This is a genomic window from Psychrobacter sp. NPDC078929 (genome assembly GCF_050267985.1).
In the GTDB taxonomy this organism is placed as follows: Bacteria; Pseudomonadota; Gammaproteobacteria; order Pseudomonadales; family Moraxellaceae; genus Psychrobacter.
In genome coordinates, this window is the sequence record NZ_JBNNFX010000019.1 from 22,157 (window position 1) to 44,788 (window position 22,632).

The 22,632-nt window shown below is 44.7% G+C and carries 13 protein-coding genes; 9 read left to right on the plus strand and 4 right to left on the minus strand.

Features of this window, described 5'->3' with window-relative positions; genetic code table 11:
- Positions 1-12: 12 nt before the first annotated feature.
- On the minus strand, positions 13-804 hold the full coding sequence (gene map, locus ACQKCG_RS10730) for a type I methionyl aminopeptidase (RefSeq protein ID WP_371548431.1): 792 nt from the start codon (positions 802-804) through the stop codon (positions 13-15).
- A gap of 298 nt (positions 805-1,102) precedes the next feature.
- On the opposite strand from map, the gene ACQKCG_RS10735 reads away from it, so the two are divergent.
- The 9 genes from ACQKCG_RS10735 to ACQKCG_RS10775 all read left to right on the plus strand — a co-directional run bounded on the left by ACQKCG_RS10735 (position 1,103) and on the right by ACQKCG_RS10775 (position 15,489).
- The gene (locus ACQKCG_RS10735; protein WP_057758519.1) at positions 1,103-2,179 is read left to right on the plus strand and encodes an esterase/lipase family protein; all 1,077 of its coding nucleotides are present in this window, start codon (positions 1,103-1,105) and stop codon (positions 2,177-2,179) included.
- 46 nt (positions 2,180-2,225) lie between these two features.
- Positions 2,226-3,332: a lipase secretion chaperone gene (locus ACQKCG_RS10740; RefSeq protein ID WP_134292743.1), complete on the plus strand. Its 1,107-nt coding sequence runs from the start codon at positions 2,226-2,228 to the stop codon at positions 3,330-3,332.
- A 347-nt stretch (positions 3,333-3,679) separates the two neighbouring features.
- Positions 3,680-4,165 (plus strand): META domain-containing protein, encoded by a 486-nt coding sequence (locus ACQKCG_RS10745; protein ID WP_134292744.1) that lies wholly within the window; start codon positions 3,680-3,682, stop codon positions 4,163-4,165.
- A gap of 276 nt (positions 4,166-4,441) precedes the next feature.
- Positions 4,442-5,413 carry a PD40 domain-containing protein gene (locus ACQKCG_RS10750; protein WP_134292745.1) on the plus strand — a complete coding sequence of 324 codons (972 nt, stop codon included), beginning with the start codon at positions 4,442-4,444 and terminating at the stop codon, positions 5,411-5,413.
- A 140-nt stretch (positions 5,414-5,553) separates the two neighbouring features.
- Positions 5,554-6,210: a DUF1449 domain-containing protein gene (locus ACQKCG_RS10755; RefSeq protein ID WP_134292746.1), complete on the plus strand. Its 657-nt coding sequence runs from the start codon at positions 5,554-5,556 to the stop codon at positions 6,208-6,210.
- A gap of 278 nt (positions 6,211-6,488) precedes the next feature.
- Entirely contained in the window at positions 6,489-8,564 is a 2,076-nt protein-coding gene (locus ACQKCG_RS10760; RefSeq protein ID WP_134292747.1) for a flotillin family protein, read from the plus strand.
- Positions 8,565-8,738: 174 nt separating this feature from the next.
- Positions 8,739-15,005, plus strand: coding sequence for a DNA repair ATPase (locus ACQKCG_RS10765; protein WP_264757034.1), 6,267 nt, complete (start codon positions 8,739-8,741; stop codon positions 15,003-15,005).
- A gap of 121 nt (positions 15,006-15,126) precedes the next feature.
- Positions 15,127-15,297 carry a DUF2256 domain-containing protein gene (locus tag ACQKCG_RS10770; protein WP_010196547.1) on the plus strand — a complete coding sequence of 57 codons (171 nt, stop codon included), beginning with the start codon at positions 15,127-15,129 and terminating at the stop codon, positions 15,295-15,297.
- A gap of 45 nt (positions 15,298-15,342) precedes the next feature.
- Positions 15,343-15,489, plus strand: a complete 147-nt coding sequence (locus tag ACQKCG_RS10775) for a DUF2256 domain-containing protein (protein WP_134292748.1) — start codon at positions 15,343-15,345, stop codon at positions 15,487-15,489.
- A 247-nt stretch (positions 15,490-15,736) separates the two neighbouring features.
- Here the strand turns inward: ACQKCG_RS10775 and ACQKCG_RS10780 are convergent, their stop codons facing one another.
- The 3 genes from ACQKCG_RS10780 to metH form a co-directional block, all read right to left on the minus strand.
- The gene (locus ACQKCG_RS10780; RefSeq protein WP_134292749.1) at positions 15,737-16,564 is read right to left on the minus strand and encodes an LptM family lipoprotein; all 828 of its coding nucleotides are present in this window, start codon (positions 16,562-16,564) and stop codon (positions 15,737-15,739) included.
- Positions 16,565-17,125: 561 nt separating this feature from the next.
- A complete protein-coding gene (locus tag ACQKCG_RS10785) occupies positions 17,126-18,055 on the minus strand; it encodes a bile acid:sodium symporter family protein (RefSeq protein WP_134292750.1) in 930 nt (309 codons plus the stop codon).
- Positions 18,056-18,263: 208 nt separating this feature from the next.
- Positions 18,264-22,067 carry a methionine synthase gene (gene metH / locus ACQKCG_RS10790; protein ID WP_134292751.1) on the minus strand — a complete coding sequence of 1,268 codons (3,804 nt, stop codon included), beginning with the start codon at positions 22,065-22,067 and terminating at the stop codon, positions 18,264-18,266.
- Positions 22,068-22,632 lie beyond the last annotated feature (565 nt).

The window sequence follows — 22,632 nt, forward strand, 5'->3', positions numbered from 1 at the left end:
TCTTTGATTGTACTACTGCGTCAAAAAACTTAAATCTTCTTCGGGGCGAGTAGTAAATACCTCACAGCCGTTGTCTGTTACGACCATGGTGTGCTCCCATTGAGCAGACAATTTACGGTCTTTAGTAATCGCCGTCCACTCATCAGGTAAAATCTTAGTCTGCCACGTGCCTTGGTTAATCATAGGCTCGATGGTAAACGTCATGCCTGTTTTTAGCTCAAAACCAGTGCCTTTTTTGCCATAGTGCATGACTTGTGGCTCGTGGTGGAATTCATCACTGATACCATGACCACAGAACTCGCGAACAATACTAAAACGCTCAGGCTCGACAACGGCCTGAATAGCAGCGCCAACATCACCTAGGCGTGCACCGTTCTTGACCACGCTCATACCTGCGTAAAGGGCATCTTGCGCCACTTTGCAAATACGCTGTGCCATGATAGAGCCGTTGCCGACGATCCACATTTTTGAGGTATCGCCATAGTAACCGTCTTTGATAACAGTCACATCGATGTTGATAATATCCCCATCTTTTAGCAGCTTGCTTTCAGTTGGGATACCGTGACAGACAACATGGTTGACTGAGGTACAGATAGATTTTGGAAAACCATTATAGTTAAGTGGGGCAGGGATAGCCTGCTGCACATTAACAATATAGTCATGGGCGATCTGATTGAGTGCTTCGGTACTGACGCCCACTTTGACATGCTCGTCGAGCATGACAAGGACATCACTAGCGAGTTTACCGGCCACACGCATTTTTTCTATGGCTTCTGGAGACTGGATAAGGGATTTTTTAGTCATCATCGTATATCTTATAATTATGGGTTCATTGTAGATAGATTATACCATAAACGTACTAGTGACACTTTTACGTTAAGTGATAGTGTACCTATCATTATCATTGAAAATAATTGCTTTACAGCTTGGTAAGGGCTTATATGACTCATTAGTCAGACTAATATATTCATATTTTGACAAATTAGTTGAATGTTGCAGGATATATAAGTAATGTAATTTTGCCTGCTAACGGAATTAGCAGCAATTTTTACTGTAGTTGTACAGTAAAAATAACCAAATCAATGATAACAAGGATGTTGTTATGACGCTTTCTTTGTACATTCGTGCAGCTCTCACACCAAAGACATTGTTACCAATACTGGGTTCAATCAGTGCTGGTGTGCTTCTAATGACCATGCAAACCACTTCTGCTCAAGCTGCAGGACAATACTATAATTGTGCCAATGCTAACGGTTGCAAGTTGGTGGACAGTAAATATTTCACTTCTAGTTACACTAAAACTCAATATCCGGTCGTCTTAGCACACGGGCTTGGCGGCTTCACAACGCTATTTGGAGTCATTGATTATTTCAACGGGATTCCAGAAGACTTGATGAAAGGTGGCTCAGAGGTATATACCACCAAAACGTCAGCGGTCAATAACAGCGAAGTTCGAGGTGAGCAACTGCTACAACAGGTCAAGACCATTGCCGCGATTTCAGGTGAATCTAAAGTCAATTTGTTTGGACACAGTCAGGGCGGTATAGATATCCGTTATGTCGCTGGCGTCGCGCCAAAGTACGTGGCTTCAGTAACCGCGGTATCAAGTCCAGAGCAAGGATCAAAAACCGCTGATTTTGTTAAAGATGTCCTTGAGCCAAATAATACTTCTGGACAGCCATCTAATGTCACCACCCAGCTAGTATCAGGCGTGTTCAATCTGATTGGTGGCTTCACAGATATTGGTTCTGGTATCAGTTTCAACCAAATTCAACAACAAGATGGCTGGCAAGCGCTCGTGGCTCTATCGACCGATGGTGCTGCTAAGTTCAATGCCAAATTTCCTGCAGCAATGCCAAAAAACTATTGTGGTCAACCGACTAGTACGGCGGTCAATGGCATCAAGTATTATTCATTTAGTGGCGTTGGGCAAATAACGAGCGCACTTGACCCTAGCGATTATCTATTAGCCGCAACGGGCGTACCATTCGCAGGGGAGTCTAATGATGGATTGGTATCTGCTTGCTCAAGTCGTCTTGGCTATGTGATTCGTGATAATTATAGAATGAACCATTTGGATTCCGCCGATCAAGTCTTGGGTCTGACGGCATGGGGAGAGTCTGAGCCAAAATCTATCTATCGTACTCAGGTAAACCGTCTGAAAAACGCCAACCTATAAGCTGAACTGTAAAATAATAATGCTCATTGATTGAGAAATATCGTTTATGTCAAATAACCGCCGTCCAACCTATGCAACAATTGCTATCATCGCCGTGGTTATCATTGCCACAGCGGCGGTTATTTTGTGGTTTAAGCCTAGTAATGATGTAAATTCAGCTTCAATCAAACCGTCCGTCTCTAATAATGAGAGTAGCGAGTCAGTGACAACTGAGCTGGCTGCGGGACAAGTTGTGAAATCGACAACGCCACCCAGCCAGTCTCAATTTGTTACAGGATTAGAAAATTTACCACGCTCATTAAAGGGTACTCAGATTGATGGTGAAATTATCATCGATGAAAATAAACAGTTGGTCGTCACTGAAGGTCTGCGGCGTTTGTTTGATTATTTTTTATCAGCCCTAGGTGAGGAGGAAGAAGCGACTATATTGGCCCGTGTGGAGAGTTATATTCGCCATCACACACCAGAGCCTGCCGCTAGCCAAGCGGTCACTATTTTTAATCAATATGTTGCTTACCTTAAAGCACTTCCTGAGATAGAAAAGCGTTATGGTAATCTGCAATTACAGGCGACCAAAAGTGGTGAGCTGGACTTGAACGCAGTTGCCCAGCAAAAACAAGATATCGCTAATCTACGTCAGCAGTACTTTGATAAGTCAACCATCACAGCATTTTTTGGCGCAGAGGATGATTACGATAGTTATAGTATAGAGATGGTCAGAATTGACCAAAATAAGCAAATGTCTGACGCACAGAAACAAGCTGCCCGTCAGGACTATATCAGTCGATTGCCAGAGAATGCTACTAAAAGCAATATCATACAACAAGCCAATATTAGCGAGTTGATGACTCGCACTGAACAGATGAAAGCTCGCGGTGCAACGCCCGAGGAGTTATATAATATGCGCCGAGAGCTAGTAGGCGCACCAGCAGCAGAAAGGCTGGCACAAGTAGATCAAGAAGACGCTAATTTTGACCAACGCTTCACCCAGTATGAAACTCAAAAAAATCTCCTATTAAGCCAAGGTGTCGATGTAGCCCAAGCGCAAATTCAGATAAATCAGCTTGAACAGCAGTTATTTGATGATACTGAGCGTAAGCGTCTGGATGGTTACGCGGCATTGCAACGACAGCAAGCTGTGAACAATCCATAATTGCCGTCAATAGTTATCGTTAATAACCATCGTTGATACGGATAGATAGAGTAAGCAAAATTATAGTTAGCAGGTCATCTTGGTACTGGCAAGAGCAAGTAGCTATATATTTGCAAAGTAGTACAAAATGCATTCCGAATAACTACCCAGTTTATGATGACACCTCCCTGTGAGTCATGCACAATATTGCCATTGTTTAGAGCATTAAATAAAACAATAAATGAATCATAATAAGTCTGAGCTTTTACTATGTTTATTAGCGCTTACCGCCTGTCTATTAGCGCTGATGGCTCAAGCAGATAGGATGTCTAGTAAAAGTATCGGATGCAATAAAGCGAGGAGTTGATATGAAGAATATGACTAAAGTAATGATGGCCGCGACATTGGCAGTTGGTACACTTGCTGCAGGTTGTCAGACGACGAACTTGCCTGCGCCAGTTGACCAACCAATCACTGCAGATGTCTTGCAAGCACACAACTGGCAGCTCGTTGATGCCAAACGCAGCAATGGCGATAAAGTGACTCAGCTATTTTTTGACCCAGCCAAGCCATTAACGTTGAATTTTATGAATGATAACGGTAGAGATTACGTGGCATTTATGAATACCTGCAATAACATGGGTGCTGGATATAGCGTTGCAAATGGTGAAGTCGAGATTAAAAACGGCATTAGTACTATGATGGCATGTCCTGAACCGCAAGCCAGCTTTGATACAGCAACATTAGCCACTGTAAAAGGTAAATATAGCCTTAGTAAGAATGCCAACAATGTGCCGATCTTGACCATTAAAAACGATGATCAAGTTGCTTATTTTAAAGCCGTTGCGAAGTAACTTAATGATTGAGTAAACAGTTTGACTGGTTCGTGAACTTAAGCAATTAAAGTTGCTCATTTAAAGCTACTCTTCTTGAAACGCAAAATGCCTCGCTATTAAGTGGGGCATTTTTTTATCCAAAGTTTGACTCAGTTTAGACTACACTAGAGCAATAACCCTATAATACCTTTGATATCGTGAGATACTAGCTATGGCTTTGAGTCGGCAACAGTGACGATAGTTTTTTAATTATTCACAATACTTTTATCATTAGGATCTATTGGATACCACGCTATGTTTGAAACCATAAAAGTCATTACTACGATAGCTATAGTTACCGTCCTCACTGGCTGTCAGACATTACCTAATACCTCAGTAAAAAAGCCAACCAGTACAGTCGAGACCAATCCGCTGACTGCACGTATGCCAGCGATTGATCGCCGAGGATACATTGCCTACATAGAAGAGCAGGGCGTAGGTACGGCAAAAGTATCGTCACTCTATAGTATCCGTCCTGACGGTAGCGATCGTCAGCTCATCGATCAGCTTAATGGCTATATCTATGCGCCAGCATGGTCGGCAAACGGACAGCTGCTTGCATACAGCAAACAAGCCCCGCGTGAGCATCCCAAAATTTATATCTATGATCGTAGTAGCAATACGCGCAACCTAGTAGTAAATGCTGAAGGCAGTAATATGTCAGCGTCATTTTCACCCGATGGTCAAGATTTGCTCTATAGCTCTACAGTCGGGGGTAATTCTGATATCTATAAGATGCGTCTGAGCGATGGTAAGACCCAGCAGTTAACGACCCTGCCGAGTACAGAGGTACAGCCTAGTTATGCTGCTGATGGCAAGAGCTTTGTCTATACCAGCGATAAAGTCCGTGCTGGACGACCGCGAATTTATCGTTATGACTTCGCTACGGGCAATGCGACACCTGTATCAACAAATGGGTATGTGGCCAGTCCTCAGCTTAGCTTAGATGGTCAGCGTATGGCCTACTTAAATGGTCGCAAGGCGGCTGTCATGACCTTGACGACGGGACAGGTGGTCAACCTGGCAGAAACAGGGCTTGATGAGCCTGCACGTCTATCTCCATCTGGCAATTATGCCGTCTATCCAACTCGCCGCTTGAGTGTGGGCGGGCAAGCAGCAGGCCAAAGTAATGGTAGTCTAGTTATCCATTCGCTGTCAGGTAATACCAGCTATGCCATCAGTGGCCAAGATGGTGGAGTCGTGCGGTCACCGATATGGGGTCGTTAGAGAGGTATATCTTAAGTCGTGACATTTATAAACTTATTTGTAAAACAACATAAGTTTATAAATATTAAGTGAAGAGCCTTAGCTTTTGTAGTAGGTTATTACAAATAGAAGATTAGGTTCACAAAGGGAGAACCCGCGTAATGCAAGAGGCTTTTTTCGTGTTTATCACCAAAATAAGTTTATATCCAACGATTGTTTTCACCGGTCTTGTGATGTTCGTTACTCTATATTGGGTGGTATCCTTACTCGGCATGGCAGATATGGACAGCGTGGATGCTGTAGAGACAGGTAGTGATGCTGCTGTCTCTGATTTATCATCGACCGGTTTTTTTACAGGCCTCATGCTGAAGTTTGGTCTCTACGGTGTGCCTCTAGTCATTATATTGAGCTTAGTTAGTTTAATCGGTTGGTTATTGAGCTATTTGTATACCAGTTTCTTACATCAAAATTTTGACTCTGGTGTTCTGTATTACGTATTTGGCACAGGGGCACTAATATTCGTATTGGTCGTTTCTATGTGGCTAACAGGCATGATCATTTCACCCATCCGCAAAAACATTGCCAGAATTCCCAAACGTAATTCTGCTAATAATGTAGGCAAAATCGCGATTGTGCGCACACTTAGTGTGACGGACAAGCACGGTGAGGCAGAATTGAATGATGGCGGTGCAGGTTTGATACTCAAGGTTCGTTCAGACAACAGTACTAGCTTACTGAAAAAGGGCGATAGAGTGATGTTGATCGCGTATTTAGAAGAAACAAATACCTATCAAGTCGCTCGTGTTGAAGATAAATAATTATAAATCGTTTAGTTGATACGACTTTCTATTATCGCTTTTAGCATAGAGTAAACTCGAAAATAAGATAAACCCTGATAAACAATAAACAGCCATTGAGCTAAAAAACCTCTATTTTTACATCATACGAACGGTTTTAAATTTAGTTATGGTCGGTTCAACTAGTTTAGATATGAGAAAGGCAAGTGAAACTGCTACATAGAGGAGTTGAGCAAACCGGATCGAACATCTGATGGATATAGAACTGACTATAGAATGTTTCAATTAAAGGAATAAACATGGACATACTCATTATCGTCGGCGTGGTTGTGGTGCTGGCGTTTGTTTTCATTATGGCAGCACTGTTGATGCTCAAAGCCTTTTACTTCAAGGTTGAGCAGGGCAAAGCACTAATTATCAACGGTGTGAGCAAAATAGCCGTACGTTTTGATGGTGGCTTTGTTTGGCCAGTTATTAATAAAAAAGAGCTGATGAGAATATCGCTCATCACGTTAGAAGTGGATAGACGCGGTAAAGAAGGACTGATTTGCGCCGATAACATGCGTGCTGATATCACAGTCGCATTTTATCTACGTGTCAATGAAACCGAAGAAGATGTGCTAAAAGTCGCCAAATCGGTTGGGGTTGAGAGAGCTTCAGATAAAGTCGCTGTTAATGAGCTGTTTAATGCCAAGTTTTCAGAGGCGCTAAAAACAGTTGGTAAGCAAATAGATTTCGTTAAATTGTTTGAAAACCGCAGCGAGTTTCGTGACAGTATCGTTCAAGAAATCGGTAACGATCTAAACGGCTATGTCTTAGAAGATGTCGCAATCGATTATCTAGAGCAAACACCGAAAGTATCGTTGGACTCAAGTAATATTCTAGATGCTGAAGGTATCAAAAAGATTACTCAGCTAACGGCTTTTCAAAACGTTATTACCAATGAGCTTGAGCGTGATGAAGAGCTAGCGGTTAAGAAAAAGAACGTTGAAACCAGAGAGGCGATGCTAGAGCTTGAGCGTCAACAAGCCGATGCTGAAGCCAAGCAAAAGCGTGAAATATCGTCAGTGATTGCCCGTGAAACGGCTGAAACTCGTAAGATTGAAGAAGAAGAGCGTAAGAAGTCAGAAACAGCCGTCATCATGGTTGAGCAGGACTTAGCGATTCAGCGAGAGAATCAGCAACGTGAAATTGAAGTAGCAGGTCAAAATCGTCTGCGTGCAGTTGTCATCGAAGAAGAGAAGGTTACGCGTGCCCGTGACTTAGAAATCGTCTCTCGTGAGCGTGAAGTTGACTTGCAACGCATCGAGGCTGAACGTGCGATTGAACTTGAGAAAAAAGAAATCGCCAATGTCATCCGCGAGCGTATTGCGGTCGACAAAACAGTGGCGCAAGAAGAAGAGCGTATCAAAGAAGTTCGCGAAGTTAGTGAAGCGCAGCGTTCTAAGCAGACACGCGTGCTAGCAGCAGAAGCCGATGCGGAAGAAATCAAAGTACGTCAGGTGAAAAAAGCCGAAGCCGAAGAGCTGTCAGCCAAGCATAAAGCCGTTGAAATCACTACGCTTGCTACGGCTAACCTTGAAGCCTCTGCCAAAGAGTCAGAAGCCAAAATCAGAATGGCAGAAGGTATCAAAGCAGAAGAGTCAGCGCACGGCTTTGCTGAAGCCGCGATTCAAGAAGCCAAATCAGTATCGCTTGAAAAAGAAGGTATTGCGAGAGCCAATGTCATCAAAGCGACGGGACAGGCTCAGGCTCAAACAGACCGTGAAAAAGGCATGGCTGAAGCCGAAGTTATCGCAGCTCGCGGCGCCTCTAAAGCAAAAGCTGAGCGTGACATCGGTATGGTCGATGCAGAGATTGTTGCCGCTCGCGGTGAGTCTAATGCCAAAGCCGAGCGTGATGTCGGTATGGCCAATGCTGAAGTTATCGCCGCTCGCGGTGAGTCAAACGCCAAGGCCGAGCGTGACGTTGGAATGGCAAAAGCCGAAGTCACTCGTGCGCACTTCCAAGCCGAAGCAGACGGTCTGGTCGAGAAGTTCAACGCCATGGGCAGCATGAGTAAAGAGGCTCGTGAGCACGAGGAGTTCCGTATGGGGCTTGAGACCGCGCTACAAGAAGCGATGGCTTCTATTGATGCAGGTAAAGAGATTGCCAAAGAAAACGCCGAAGTCTTGGCAGTGGCACTCCAAAAAGCCAAAATCGATATCGTCGGCGGTGAAGCGCATTTCTTTGACAACTTTGCCAAATCACTATCGATCGGTAAAGCCATTGATGGCCTAGCGGGTAAGTCAGACACGTTAAGCGGTATCATCAATGGGGTCATGGCGAACCAAGCCATGAAAGCGAACCAGTCAAATGATGACAGAACTGCTTAAATGATGTGCGACTGGTATACATGTCAGTATTTATAAGTACGTTGCATTTATAAGCATGCTGTCATTTAGGTCGCAGCGTGCTAGCTATGACTCATTCGCGCTAAGCGTGTTAAAGCGCGATAGCCAGCTCATTGTTTATGATGAGTTGGCTAATCTAAAAAATCAGTAGAAGTGATGCGATTTTTTAGATTAGCCAAGCGCTTCTTTACTTTCAATGATTCCTTATTGCCAAAATATAAAAATGGACGAGCAACGATGGCGGACACGCAAAACCAAACCAATTCAGATAGCAACAGTGATCCTAACGCGAACCAAGCAACTCAAACTGATCAGGCAGTGGCCGCCGGTAATGCTTATGAGCTCATCAAAAAACGCCTGACAGAGCAAGGCCGCCGTCTAGAGCAACTGACCGCCAAATTAAATGCTGCACGCCTGATGGAGTTTGGCAGTACCCAAATGCAGGTCGTGGCGCGCACGCGCATCCGTACCGAGCACAACTGTGTGGCGCAGGATATGGTACAGGTCGGTGATTATTTGCTGTTTGGTTACAACGTCTTTATGGGGCTAAAGCGCGCTAGCAATGTTAAGGATGTACTGTCGCTATATCGCTTGATAGACCCTGCTGATAAAGGCGACAGCGATGAGAGTCCGCAGAGCAATGTTGGTGGTGATAGTGAAGAGCAAGAGTATCAGCTCGAAGAGGTCGATTTAAAAGGCACTTTTTTAGATCAAGATGCTTTTGTACAAGACTTCAATGAGCTCTATCGCTATTACAAGCAAACACGCCTGATTCAGCTAACCGTGAAAGACAGCAAGCTGCTATTGGCCTTTCAGATCGGTGAGCGTATCACCGATATTCGCGTGTTTCGTTTTGCGTTAGATTTTAGCCAAGGCACACCAGAGGCGGCGCAAGTGGCTTATGTCGACAATCGCGGTGAGCGCGATATTGAGCTACCACCTGCTTATGATTTTGAGTGGATAGAGACCACGCGTGAGCAGATGATCAATGGCAAATATCCGCACATGAATATCTTGGACACCATATTTGTGGAAACGGTTGGCGGTGACTTGACCATCAAAATCGAAAACAATACCGAGTCAGGGCAGGGCATTTATAGCGAGCCTGTCGAAGATCGTACTCAGTCGTTGACCGATGCCGAGATTGCTTATGCCAAAGTTGGCAGTTTAATTCTGCTTAAGATATTACCGTATCGCGAGGATAGTTATCGCTATTTTGTCTATAACACTTTAACCGAAGGGGTATTACGTTTGGATGCGATTGGACAATCGTGTGTGCAGCTACCAGAAGACCACGGCATCATATTTCCGGGTGGCTACTATCTGCAAACGGGCGAATATAAACTGTTTGATGCCAATAATGTGGACGCCAAAGACTTAAAGTTCAAACGCAAAATCATATCGCCAAATGGCGAAGATGTTCTATTTTTATTTTATGACAGAGACTTGGGTATCACGGGTCTGTTTCCTTATAATTTGATTAAAAAGCAATTGGCAAATCCTATTTATTGTAATGGTATGGCCTTGGCAGACAATGGTCGCTTGGTGCTGTTTAGCGACCAAAGCGAGCCGTCGCGCATTCATCCGATGCAGATATGGCACACCCCTTACGCCTCGCCTGAGTATGTGAGCGAATTGCCTGAAAGCACGAGCTTCTATGGCAAAATCGGCAACAAAGAGCTAGTGCGCGGTATCTCAGATCTTTATAGCATTACCCGCCTAATCGACAACCAAAGCGTGTCGCAAAAACTCTATGAAGAGCTGTCGGACAATACCAGTCGCCTCTTTGATAGCTACTACTGGCTGTCTGAGCCTGAGCTGAGCGACGTCGCCAGTAGTATTAAAGAAGTGACGGCGACCGCTGAGCTGGTCATTGATGAGTTTGCCAAAGTACAAAGTATCCAAAAGCAAACCCAAAACGCGCTTGCCGATGCCGAATCTCAGCAAAATGAGATTTTGCGGCTGATACGGGTCACGACGTTTGAGTCTGCCAGTGACTATGTCGATCAGCTGTCGGCATTAAGACGACAAAAAGGTCGTTTGGTTAGCCTAGAGGATTTGCGTTATTTAGACAGCGATAAATTAGAAGCGTTACAAGCGCAGCTAGAAGAAGCAGAAAGCGATCTTGCCGAAAAAACCGTACTGTTTTTAAGCGGTGATAAATCGCTATCAAGCTACGAAGGGATATTGGTCGATGTCAGTGAGCGCTTAAACACGGCGGAGACCAATGCTGAATTAAAGCCAGTGCTGGATAAAATTGACGATACGGCGCAAGGGTTAGATTTATTGACCGAGCTGCTCGGTACGTTGGATGTTGCTGACGCCACGGTACGCACCCAAATCATCGATGACATCTCGACTATTTATGCCAGCCTTAATCAGAGCAAAGCCAAGCTCAATCACAAACGCAAAAACTTAGGATCGGCTGAAGCGCTCGCGCAATTTGGCGCGCAGTTTAAGCTGTTTGGTCAATCGATTGCCAATGCCTTATCCATTGCTAATACGCCTGAGAAATCAGATGAGCAAATGGCAAAGCTACTGGTGCAATTAGAGGAATTAGAAAGCCAGTTCGCGGATCCTGAGACCAATAGCGGCGATCAGTTTTTAGCCGATATCATCAGTAAACGCGAAGAGATTTACGAAACCTTTGAAAATCATAAGCAGCAACTGCTCGATGTCCGCAATCGCAAAGCACAAAATCTAGGCGATGGCGCGCTGCGAATGCTTGAGAGTATCAAGAAGCGCACGCAAAGTACTGGTGTCACGGGCTTTACCGAAGAAGAAGCGCTCAATACGTACTTTGCCTCTGATGGTCTGGTGCAAAAAGTCCGCAACATCGCAAAAGAGCTACAGGCGATGGGCTTTAGCGTCAAAGCCGATGACATTGATGCGCGCCTAAAAGCCATTCAAATCGAAAGCTATAAGAGTCTAAAAGACAAGTCGGACTTGTTTGAAGATGGTGGCCAAATCATCAAACTGGGCAAGCATCGTTTTTCGGTTAATACTCAGCCATTAGACTTAACCTTACTCAGTCGCCAGCAGTCAGATGGCAAGCGTGTGCTCAATTTGCATCTAACGGGTACCGACTATTACGAAGCGCTCAATAATACTGAGCTAAATGCCTTGCGCCCGTATTGGGAGATGAATATTGCCTCCGAGTCCGACAAGGTATACCGCGCCGAGTACTTGGCCTATAGCATCATCGAGAGCGCCAAAAATAGTCAAGACGGTCTGACCGAAACGCGTCTCTACCAAGCATACGACGAAACCGTCATTACTTTGGACGTCAATGGTGATATCGATAATGACAGTCCGCTAGCAAAATTGGTCAAAGCGTACGCAACCCCGCGCTATCAGCTTGGGTTTGACAAAGGCATTCATGACCATGATGCCACGCTACTATTGATGCAGATACTGCCAACGTTGCGTGAGGCCGGGCTACTGATTTATACCCCGCAAGTCCGCGCACTGGCGCAATTATTCTATTGGCAGTTAAATATCGTACAAGCGCTGGGTTTAGACAGCCTACGTCAATTTGGCTACGACAATTGGCTGAACGAATCTGTGCTGACTCGCGCGAGCAACTGGACGGATAGAGCGGCGACCGCCGAGCAACTGCGCCGTGCCCTTGGTAGCGACACTGCCAAATCCTTACTGGTCGAGGATATGAGCCAAGTGATGCATCGTTTTGTCACAGCCTATCGTGACGAACGTATGGGTAGTAGTCATAATGCTAAGCAGCCATCAGACGCCGCATTGGCGTCAGAGTCAGACTCAACGACCAGCGATATTCATAATACCAATATCTTTAAACCTAGCTATGTGCAGCTGGCTTGCGAATATTTAGTCAGCGTCATGGGTGGTCAGTCAGCAGAACCAAATGCCGCCGCATATAACACAATGAACTGGCAAACCAGTAGGCAGGCCGAGCAGCTGTGTGAGCAGCTAAGCCAAACGCTGAGTAGCTCGCCCGTCAGTACGCAAAATACGGCCAGTTTTGCGCAGCTACAGTCCTCAATTGGTAAGCTGGGTTTCCAACCCAAATCAGCCTACGAGCTACTAGCCACATGGTTTCATGCACTGCTTGATAAGACTTACAGTAATAGTGAGTCGGCTAACGTAGCAGATGATGGCCTGAATGAGGCAGGCGAGGCGCTCAGTGAAGCGCAGCTGGCTGAACGTCAAGAAAAAGACGCGCTACGTCAGCAGCAGCTAGAAAGCGGTCGTCATTATGTGCCAGAAGCAATTGCTGTACTACTCACTCAACTGAACGATGCGCAGCGTGAAGCCTTGGTACAGCGACTCATTGACTCGGGCGCAAGTTTCGATAAAGGCGGCGCGCATAAAGGCACAGCTAATGCCGCTTCTACTTTGTCTTTCTCTTCACCTCCAGCGTCATCATCAACGTCACTGACCAGTATCAATAACCCGCTCAATCAAGTGCAAAGCTTTGCGCGTCATACAGGTAAGGTGTCGCTTGAAATACAAGTTAATGGTTTATTGGGTGAGCATACACGTATTCATCAGCAGAGCCTAACCTTTGCCGTTGACGACTTTCTAAATCGTTTGCATCACCATGACACCCAAGTGATCCCTGCTTATAAACGCTATCTGGCGATGCGCTCAGAGATATTACATGAGTCAAAAGAAACCTTGCGACTGGACGAATTTATGCCTCGTCCCTTGTCCTCATTTGTGCGTAACCGCCTGATTAACGAGAGCTACTTACCACTTATCGGCGATAACCTTGCCAAGCAAATGGGTACGGTCGGCGAGGATAAGCGGACCGATTTGATGGGTATCCTCATGATGATATCGCCACCAGGGTATGGTAAGACCACCTTGATGGAGTATGTGGCAAATCGCCTCGGCCTGATCTTTATGAAGATTAACTGTCCGTCACTCGGTCATGATGTCACCTCATTAGATCCCGAAAAAGCGCCCAATGCCACGGCAAGGGAAGAGCTGAATAAAATCAATTTAGCCTTTGAGATGGGCAATAACGTCATGCTCTATCTCGATGATATTCAGCATACCCATGCGGAATTTTTGCAAAAGTTTATCTCGTTGGGTGACGGTACACGCCGTATCGATGGTGTCTGGCAAGGCAAAACCAAGACCTATGACATGCGTGGCAAAAAGTTCTGCGTGGTCATGGCAGGTAACCCGTATACCGAAAGCGGCGAGGCTTTCAAAGTGCCGGACATGCTCGCCAACCGTGCCGATATCTATAACTTAGGCGATATCATGAGCGGCATGGAAGAGGTGTTTGCACTCAGTTATATTGAAAACTCGCTGACCTCTAATACCGTCCTCGCACCAATGGCCAACCGTGACTTAAGCGATGTGCATCGTTTGATTAAAATGGCAAAAACGGACAATGCGAATCTTGCTCAAGCACAAAGCAGCGATTTGACGTATCCGTATAGCACTTCAGAAGTTAACGAGATTGTCGCTATTTTGCGCCATATGTTTAGGGTGCAAGAAGTCATTCTGGACGTCAACCAAGCCTATATTGCCTCCGCCTCGCAAGATGATAAGTATCGTGTTGAGCCGATATTTAAGCTGCAAGGCAGTTATCGTAATATGAATAAGATGACCGAAAAGCTATCAGCGGTCATGAATGAAGAAGAGCTGAATCAGCTGATAGACGATCACTATCTGGGCGAGTCGCAGCTATTGACCCAAGGCGCAGAGAGTAACTTGCTCAAGCTTGGTGAGATGCGTGGTGTCTTAACCGAATCAGAAAAAGAGCGTTGGGCGCAAATCAAAGCCGACTTCCTACGTAACAAAGCCATGGGCGGTGAAGATGGCGATACGGGCGCACGTATCGTCGCCCAGTTGGTCGACTTGGCCAGTGGTTTCAATGCCATCAGTAGCCAGTTTGAGACATACTTAACGAAAAATGATCCTGAACAAATCGCTCGCTTACGAGAAGCAGGTCAACAAGCGCAACTCGATGCCCAGCTAAACGCCCAATTAGAAGCACAAAAAATACTTGCCGATAGTGTCATTAACAATGCCAAAGTCGTCAGCGATAGTATCGATAATGGCTTTGAGAAAAGTGTGAGTCAATTGCTACAAATATATAAGCACGATCATAAGTCAGAAGGCGAGTATCTCAAGCAAAACCAATATGCACAAAAACAGCTCATGGTGCAGCTGGTCAACGCTGTTGAACAACTGGCGCAAAAAATGGCGGATAGCTTGGTTAGCAATAATGATAATCAAACAGCCGATAGCGATATCCCTGATATTCATCAGCAAACGGCACTGATGGCAACTGCCCTCAAGCAAGCGTTAGAGCCATTGACGATGCGGATGGATGAGAAGTTGGCGATTGATACCAGCGCCGATCAATCTGGTAAGTTAATCGTTAATAGTCTCAATCGCCTAAATAAAATATTTGACGACTATGATTAGTAGACTATAGTGCCCAGTGCCCAGTGCCCAGTGCCCAGTGCCCAGTGCCCAGTGCCCAGTGCCCAGTGCCCAGTGCCCAGTGCCCAGTGACTAATGTAGTAAACAAACCAATGAGAAAATTATGGCGCACAAAAAGAAGAACGTTCGCAAAAAACTCTGCCCTGTCTGCGAGCGCGAGTTTAGTTGGACTAAGAAGCTTGATAAAAACTGGGAGAGCATGGTCTATTGCTCCGACCAATGCCGACGGGTAAAAAAATATGAAGGGCTGGATCATCAAAAAGAAGACAAGTAGTCGTTAGTAATGAAATAGGGTTATATAGATATAAGGGAGTAGACGATGGCACATAAAAAAGTAAACCTACCGCAAAAAATCTGCCCCGTCTGCCAGCGCCCATTTACATGGCGTAAAAAGTGGGAGAAAGACTGGGAGCAGGTGATTTATTGTTCTGAGAAGTGTCGGCGAGGGAAAGCAAAAGATGAATAGACCAAAATATAAAGCTTCAGCCGATCATAGATTGGCTGAAGCTTTATTAAGTTGATGGCTTATTATTAGTAATGTTCTTTCATAAGTACTTCTTCCATTCGACACCGTCGTCTAATTTACAGAAGATGAGATATAGGTCGTTTACTTATAAATACTTTTGCCTAAAAAGACTAAAGTCATTCTCACTAGAAAATAGAGAATAACTCTAACGTTTTTATTGGCTATCAGTGGCTATTACACTGTTGGATTAGGGTCTTGAGAATTTAAACATCTCTTCATAGTCTATGACATCGTCTTGGTTATCGTCCACTTCAATAGTAAGGGCAGTATTGCCTGTTACTCGAGCGTAACGCGTGCGTGGTTCTGATAATCCAGTCCCCGCATTGCCATCATAAATTATAGTAGTAGTTAATTGACCAGTAACAGCATCAACAGTGTAGTTACCCCATTCCATACCATTTTCGGAATTATCGACTGACCTATCCTCGTCAACTTGCACGTAGATATAAGTACCGTTTTCTAAGAATGCTAAGCCCAGTAGCTCGTTGTCATCAGCATCATCGAAATCCCAAGGTCCTAAAATACTTTCAGACTTAGTTTCTGAGAAACGATAGCTTTCGTTACTATCAATGATGCCATTTCCGTTTTCATCTACTTTCAGGATAAATTTACCGTTAGATACCTGAGCATAACGCATGACAGAATCTGATAATCCAGAGGTACCGTTTTTATCAAAGATAGGCGTAGCGGTTAGTTTGCCTTCTGTACTACTGACGCTATAACTGCCTAATTCCATACCATTTCCAGCTTCACTGGTTGATTGGATACTATCGACTTGGGTCTGTATATAAGTCCCATCATCCATGAATATAATAGTTGATAACTCTCCACTAGCGGTATCGTCGCTACTCCACATGCCGACGATTTCAGTATCAATATTGGGCTGATCAGGTTGTGTAACATCTGGTTGATCAGGTTGCGACGTCGGTGATTCATCAGAATCAGAGTCACTACCACATCCCTGTAAAATCAGTGCTGTTGTCATGGCTAATAATGCTAGTTTAAATGATTTCATTTTTATCTCTCCTTGATTTAAAAATATAAAATCTCACTCAGCTGAAAGTCAGTGCCTTGCATCTCCTTATTATGTTAATTAAAGAATATATAAATCAGTATTTATGAATATAACAAACATTTTTCAGTTAATCCAATCCAAAAAGTATTTTCTAAATGAGTAAAATGGAGAGGTTGGTTATGAAATAAAAAGAGTGTAAAAGCGAGAAGAAGCTGTAAAAAGTAAATTTATTAGCGAAAAGGTCAAAGTATTAAAGGTTCGAAGAGCTTTTTCGAGATACTGTCGCTGGAAGATAGTGAGCAATAAAAGTATTTATTTAAAAAATTGGCAGATATATAATTAAACGCCGTCTCCTTTATTGACTGCATTTCTACTGAATGAAAAAGATAAAGGAGACGGTATATTTAAACGTCATAGCTACATATATTTTTTGAAATCGATTTAAACGTAAGAAAGTTAGTTACTACAAATTGGGTTTCAACCATTTTTTAGCAGTTTTTATATTCTAATTTTCACACTCAGTATAAATTTCTAATTGATCACGACTGAATTTACCGCTGGTTAATTACCATCTCTCTTAGCAAAAATATTCGCAACCAGCGCACCACTAAAGTTATGCCACACACTAAATATAGCACTAGGTAAGGCAGCGACAGGATTAAAATAAGTCGCCGCAAGGGCAGCACCTAGACCAGAGTTTTGCATGCCCACTTCCACCATAATCGCGCGGCGTTGTCTCTCCGTAAAGCCAGACAAGCGAGCGATTACATAGCCCAAGGTATAACCCGTCATATTATGTAAGGCAACCACGATAAATACGATAGCACCGCTATCTAAGATGGTCGCTTTAGACACGGCAACCACTGCCGCTATAATGATGGAAATACCCAATACCGACACCATCGGTAATACCTCGGTGACGAACTCGATCTTTTCACCCAAAAATTTATGAAAGATAACACCTAGTAATATGGGCAAGATGACGATTTTCGTAATGGTTATCATCATACTAGCCAAATCGATATCAATCAGCTGCCCCGCAAAAACACTGAGCAGAATAGGGGTCAGAAAAGGCGCAAGCAGGGTAGAGATAGAGGTGATCGCCACGCTTAAAGCCACATCACCTTTGGCCAAAAACGTAATCACATTACTAGACGTACCGCCAGGGCAGCAACCAACCAAGATAACACCGACAGCTATTAAAGGATCGAGGTTGAAAATGACCGTTAATAGGTAAGCGATAAGAGGCATTAGCGTAAACTGCGCTAATAGGCCTACCAATACAGGTTTGGGGCGTTTGATAATCTCTAGGAAATCTTCTGTTTTGAGCGTCATACCCATCCCAAACATAATGATGCCAAGTATGGGAACGATCAAAAAAGCCAACGAGGTAAAAAATTCAGGAAAAATAAATCCCAAAATAGCACTGACCAATGCCCAGATTGCAAAGGTTTTGCCAATCCAACTAGAAAGTAATGCAATCTGATTCATAGCCTATCTCACAAAGACAATAATAATAGAATAGACAATAATCTAGCATGGTTATTGTTAGCAAATGATGAAAGTATTTTGCTATGAACGTAGCGATAAGTTTGCTGATGGTGGGCAAAATAGACTGCCATAAAAAATGGCTTACCCATATTAAATGAGTAAGCCAAAAAATAACTATCAGATTTCTATCACTTGATTAGCCAATCGACTACAAATTCGGATTTAACCACTTCTCAGCCGTTTTCATATCCCAGCCTTTACGCTCAGCATAACTCTCTAACTGGTCCCGGCTAATCTTACCGACGTTGAAATACTCACTATCAGGATGCGAGTAATAGAATCCGCTGACCGATGACGCAGGCCACATCGCATAGCTTTCAGTCAACGTTGTACCAATTGCATCTACCGTACCGAGCCAGTCAAACAATTTACCTTTTTCGGTATGCTCAGGGCAAGCTGGGTAGCCAGGTGCAGGGCGGATGCCGACGTATTTTTCTTTAATCATCTCATCATTGGTGAGTGACTCGGTCGGCTGATAGCCCCAGTACTCTTTACGGATGAGCTCATGTAAATGCTCGGCGAATGCTTCGGCTAAACGGTCAGACAGCGCCTGTACCATAATGGCATTATAGTCATCGCCTGCTGCTTTGTATTGCTCAGCCAGTGCTTCTGTACCGACGATAGAGACAGTAAAACCGCCCAAGTGATCGGTATGCGTCTCTGATGGTGAGATGAAGTCTGCCAAGCTAAAGTTTGGCTTGCCACTAGCTTTGTCGCTTTGCTGGCGTAAGTGTTCGAACTGGTAGATCGGTTTACCGCCATCGGCAGGCGCATTGTCATAGACTGTGACCGTATCGGCTCCAGTACGGCGCGCGGGCATCAGTTTAAACACCCCTTTCGCTACGATTGATTTTTCATCAATCATCTTTTGCAGTAGCTCTTCTGCATTTTCAAATAGATCGCGAGCCGCTTCACCAACCACATCATCTTGCAATATTTTCGGGTATTTACCGGTCAGACCCCAAGAGATAAAAAACGGTGTCCAGTCAATATAAGGTAGCAGATTCGCGATTGGATAGTCATCCAATATCACTTGTCCTAGTTTATTTGGCACTGGTGGTACATAGGTTTCCCAATCATACTGAAAGCCAATCTTGACCGATTCAGCATAGGTGACTTTGGCAGCTTTTGGTTGACGCTTAGCCAGACGCTCACGCACTTTGACATACTCTTCACGGGTCTCATCGATGAGCGCTTGACGGTGCTCTTTCGATAGCAGTTTAGTGACCACTCCGACTGAGCGCGAAGCGTCGGATACATAGATGACGCCATCATTCTGATATTGTGGCTCGACCTTGACGGCAGTATGCGCTTTCGAGGTCGTCGCACCGCCGATCATCAATGGTAGTGTCATGCCGCGCTCTTGCATTTGCTTGGCGACATAGACCATCTCATCGAGACTTGGGGTAATCAGACCAGATAGACCGATGATATCGACTTTTTCTGCGATGGCAGTATCGAGGATTTTTTCACATGGCACCATAACGCCCAGATCGACAATGTCATAGCCGTTACAACCAAGCACCACGCCGACGATGTTTTTGCCGATATCATGCACGTCGCCTTTGACAGTTGCCATTAGGATTTTACCTTTGACTTCGCCTTCGACTTTTTCCGCTTCGATATATGGGTTTAGCCATGCGACGGATTGCTTCATCACGCGGGCAGATTTCACGACTTGCGGTAGGAACATTTTACCGGCACCGAATAGGTCACCGACGATATTCATACCGTCCATGAGTGGCCCTTCGATGACTTCTAGCGGTTTAGGGTACTTCTCCCATGCTTCTTTGGTATCCGCTTCGATAAAGGTGGTCACGCCTTTGACCAGTGCGTGGGCAATGCGTTCTTCTACCGTACCTTCGCGCCAGCTCATATCGACAGTACTGTCTTTTTTCTTGCCGCCATCTTGGTAGTTTTCAGCGACGGTCATCAGACGTTCAGTCGCATCTTGACCAGTCTCACCTTGATTGCGGTTGAGCATGACGTCTTCGATAGCGTCACGGGCTTCCTTTGGAATATCATCGTACAGCTCAAGCATGGCTGGGTTGACGATACCCATGGTCAGACCGTTTTTGATCGCGTGGTATAAAAATACGGAGTTGATCGCTTCACGGATTGGGTTACCACGGAAACTAAACGAGACGTTGGATACGCCGCCTGAGACCATGGCGTTCGGCAGGTTTTCCGTAATCCAGCGTGTGGCATTGATAAAGTCAGCACCGTAGTTGTTATGCTCGGTGATACCCGTTGCAACGGCAAAGATATTTGGGTCAAAAATAATGTCTTCTGATGGAAAGCCCACTTCATTGACCAGTACGTCATAGCTGCGTTTAGATATTTCAATCTTGCGCTCGTAAGTGTCAGCCTGTCCGTCTTCATCAAATGCCATGACGATAATCGCAGCACCATAACGCATGCATAATTTGGCACGCTCAACGAACTCAGCATGACCTTCCTTTAACGAGATAGAGTTGACGACCGACTTACCCTGTGTACGTTTAAGACCTTCTTCGATAATGTCCCATTTAGACGAGTCAATCATCAGTGGCACACGGCTGATATCTGGTTCGCCTGAGACCAAGTTGACAAAATGAATCATCGCCTGCTTGGAGTCGAGCATGCCTTCGTCCATATTGATATCGACGATTTGCGCGCCGCCCTCGACCTGATCGCGAGCGACATCGAGCGCTTCGGTATAGGCTTCAGTTTTAATCAAACGTAGGAATTTTTTAGAGCCTGTAACGTTGGTACGCTCACCGACATTGACAAACAAGCTATCAGAGTTGATTGTAAATGGTTCGAGTCCTGACAAGCGGCAGGCAGGGGCTATCTCAGGAATAACACGCGGTGGATAGTTCGCCACGACTTTAGCGATTTGACGGATATGCTCAGGCGTCGTACCACAGCAGCCGCCCACGATATTTAGGATACCTGCTTTGGCAAAACCTTCGAGTAGGGCAGCGGTTTCTTCAGCGGTTTCATCATACTCACCAAACTCATTGGGTAGACCAGCGTTTGGATGCGCAGAGACAAAGGTATCAGCGATGTTTGACAATGTCTGAATATGTGGACGCAGCGCATCAGCACCTAGCGCACAGTTAAAGCCAACAGATAATGGCTTGGCATGGCGGATAGAGTTATAAAACGCTTCAGCCGTTTGACCTGATAGCGTGCGACCTGACGCGTCGGTAATCGTACCTGAAATCATGATTGGCAACTCAAAGCCAATATCATCGAATACACCAGTGATTGCAAATATCGCCGCTTTGGCATTGAGCGTATCAAAGATCGTCTCAATCAAAATAATATCGACACCGCCTTCTATCAGGCACAAGGTCGCTTCACGGTAGTTGAGTACCAACTCATCAAAGGTAATATTACGAAACGCAGGATCATTGACATCAGGCGATAGCGAGCACGTACGTGACGTCGGTCCCACGACGCCCGCAACGAAGCGCGGTTTCTCAGGCGTTTTTGCGGTAAATTCATCCGCCGCTTCTCGAGCAATCTTGGCCGCTGTCCTATTTAGTTCTGGGACCAAATACTGCATGTCATAGTCAGCCATCGACAGACGCGTACCGTTAAAGGTATTCGTCTCGATGATATCAGCGCCCGCTAGCAGATGATCGTGATGAATATCTTTAATCATGTGCGGCTGAGTCAGTACCAGCAAGTCGTTGTTGCCGCGTACATCTTGGTCAATATCAGCAAAACGCTCACCACGATAATCCGCTTCTTCTAGTTTATAGGTCTGAATCTGCGTACCCATCGCACCGTCTAACATCAAAATGCGTGATGCCATCTGCTCAGTGATACGTGCACGTGCGGTTAGCTGCTGCTCTTTAAACGGAAATACAGCAGGCGGCGTTAATATAAATTCATTAGCGGATGAGGAACTAGAAGCGGTAGCGGTATGAGAATCGGTTGGTGAGGTCGTCGTTGGAATCATAGGTGTGCTGCTTATATCGTAATTATTAAAAAAAGAAGGAATAACAAACCAGTAGCGTGCAGAGTCTCACGAAGAGGACCGCAAATTTGCATTATTTTAGCATGAAAAGTTTGCTACATAGGGATACTGCATATTCCTCTTTGGCAATAGATAAATAAGAGGAGAGCTAAGTAACAAAGTAAGACATCAGAGTCTATTTCATAAAGCAGATACGCACAAATGAATATCATTTCGCTAAGGGGTTACATAAAGCTTTTCTTTTGTAAATGAAAGCCAACGGGAACGCCCAGAAGTCAGACAGAATTTACACCCATACCACAAAAAATTGCGCAAAGTCAGGTTGATAAAGATTGCTTACATGTTAATTTAATTTCAGAAATACAAGGTCTTAGTAAGTCCTACTTATAAATATAGGCTCATTTATTAGCAGCAACTGGTACCAAAAGTATCGGTATTAGCAGTACGGTATGGTGAGCAAATGGCATTAGCAGGCAGAATGATCTGTAAGACAGTAATATCATAGTCGAAACAATACCAACGTCAAAGAAATTCAAATCATTAAGGA

Bases quoted from the DNA above. Each gene is read 5' to 3' on its own strand.
- map (WP_371548431.1), bottom strand. From the start codon at position 804: ATGACTAAAAAATCCCTTATCCAGTCTCCAGAAGCCATAGAAAAAATG.
- ACQKCG_RS10735 (WP_057758519.1), top strand. From the start codon at position 1,103: ATGACGCTTTCTTTGTACATTCGTGCAGCTCTCACACCAAAGACATTG.
- ACQKCG_RS10740 (WP_134292743.1), top strand. From the start codon at position 2,226: ATGTCAAATAACCGCCGTCCAACCTATGCAACAATTGCTATCATCGCC.
- ACQKCG_RS10745 (WP_134292744.1), top strand. From the start codon at position 3,680: ATGAAGAATATGACTAAAGTAATGATGGCCGCGACATTGGCAGTTGGT.
- ACQKCG_RS10750 (WP_134292745.1), top strand. From the start codon at position 4,442: ATGTTTGAAACCATAAAAGTCATTACTACGATAGCTATAGTTACCGTC.
- ACQKCG_RS10755 (WP_134292746.1), top strand. From the start codon at position 5,554: ATGCAAGAGGCTTTTTTCGTGTTTATCACCAAAATAAGTTTATATCCA.
- ACQKCG_RS10760 (WP_134292747.1), top strand. From the start codon at position 6,489: ATGGACATACTCATTATCGTCGGCGTGGTTGTGGTGCTGGCGTTTGTT.
- ACQKCG_RS10765 (WP_264757034.1), top strand. From the start codon at position 8,739: ATGCGATTTTTTAGATTAGCCAAGCGCTTCTTTACTTTCAATGATTCC.
- ACQKCG_RS10770 (WP_010196547.1), top strand. From the start codon at position 15,127: ATGGCGCACAAAAAGAAGAACGTTCGCAAAAAACTCTGCCCTGTCTGC.
- ACQKCG_RS10775 (WP_134292748.1), top strand. From the start codon at position 15,343: ATGGCACATAAAAAAGTAAACCTACCGCAAAAAATCTGCCCCGTCTGC.
- ACQKCG_RS10780 (WP_134292749.1), bottom strand. From the start codon at position 16,564: ATGAAATCATTTAAACTAGCATTATTAGCCATGACAACAGCACTGATT.
- ACQKCG_RS10785 (WP_134292750.1), bottom strand. From the start codon at position 18,055: ATGAATCAGATTGCATTACTTTCTAGTTGGATTGGCAAAACCTTTGCA.
- metH (WP_134292751.1), bottom strand. From the start codon at position 22,067: ATGATTCCAACGACGACCTCACCAACCGATTCTCATACCGCTACCGCT.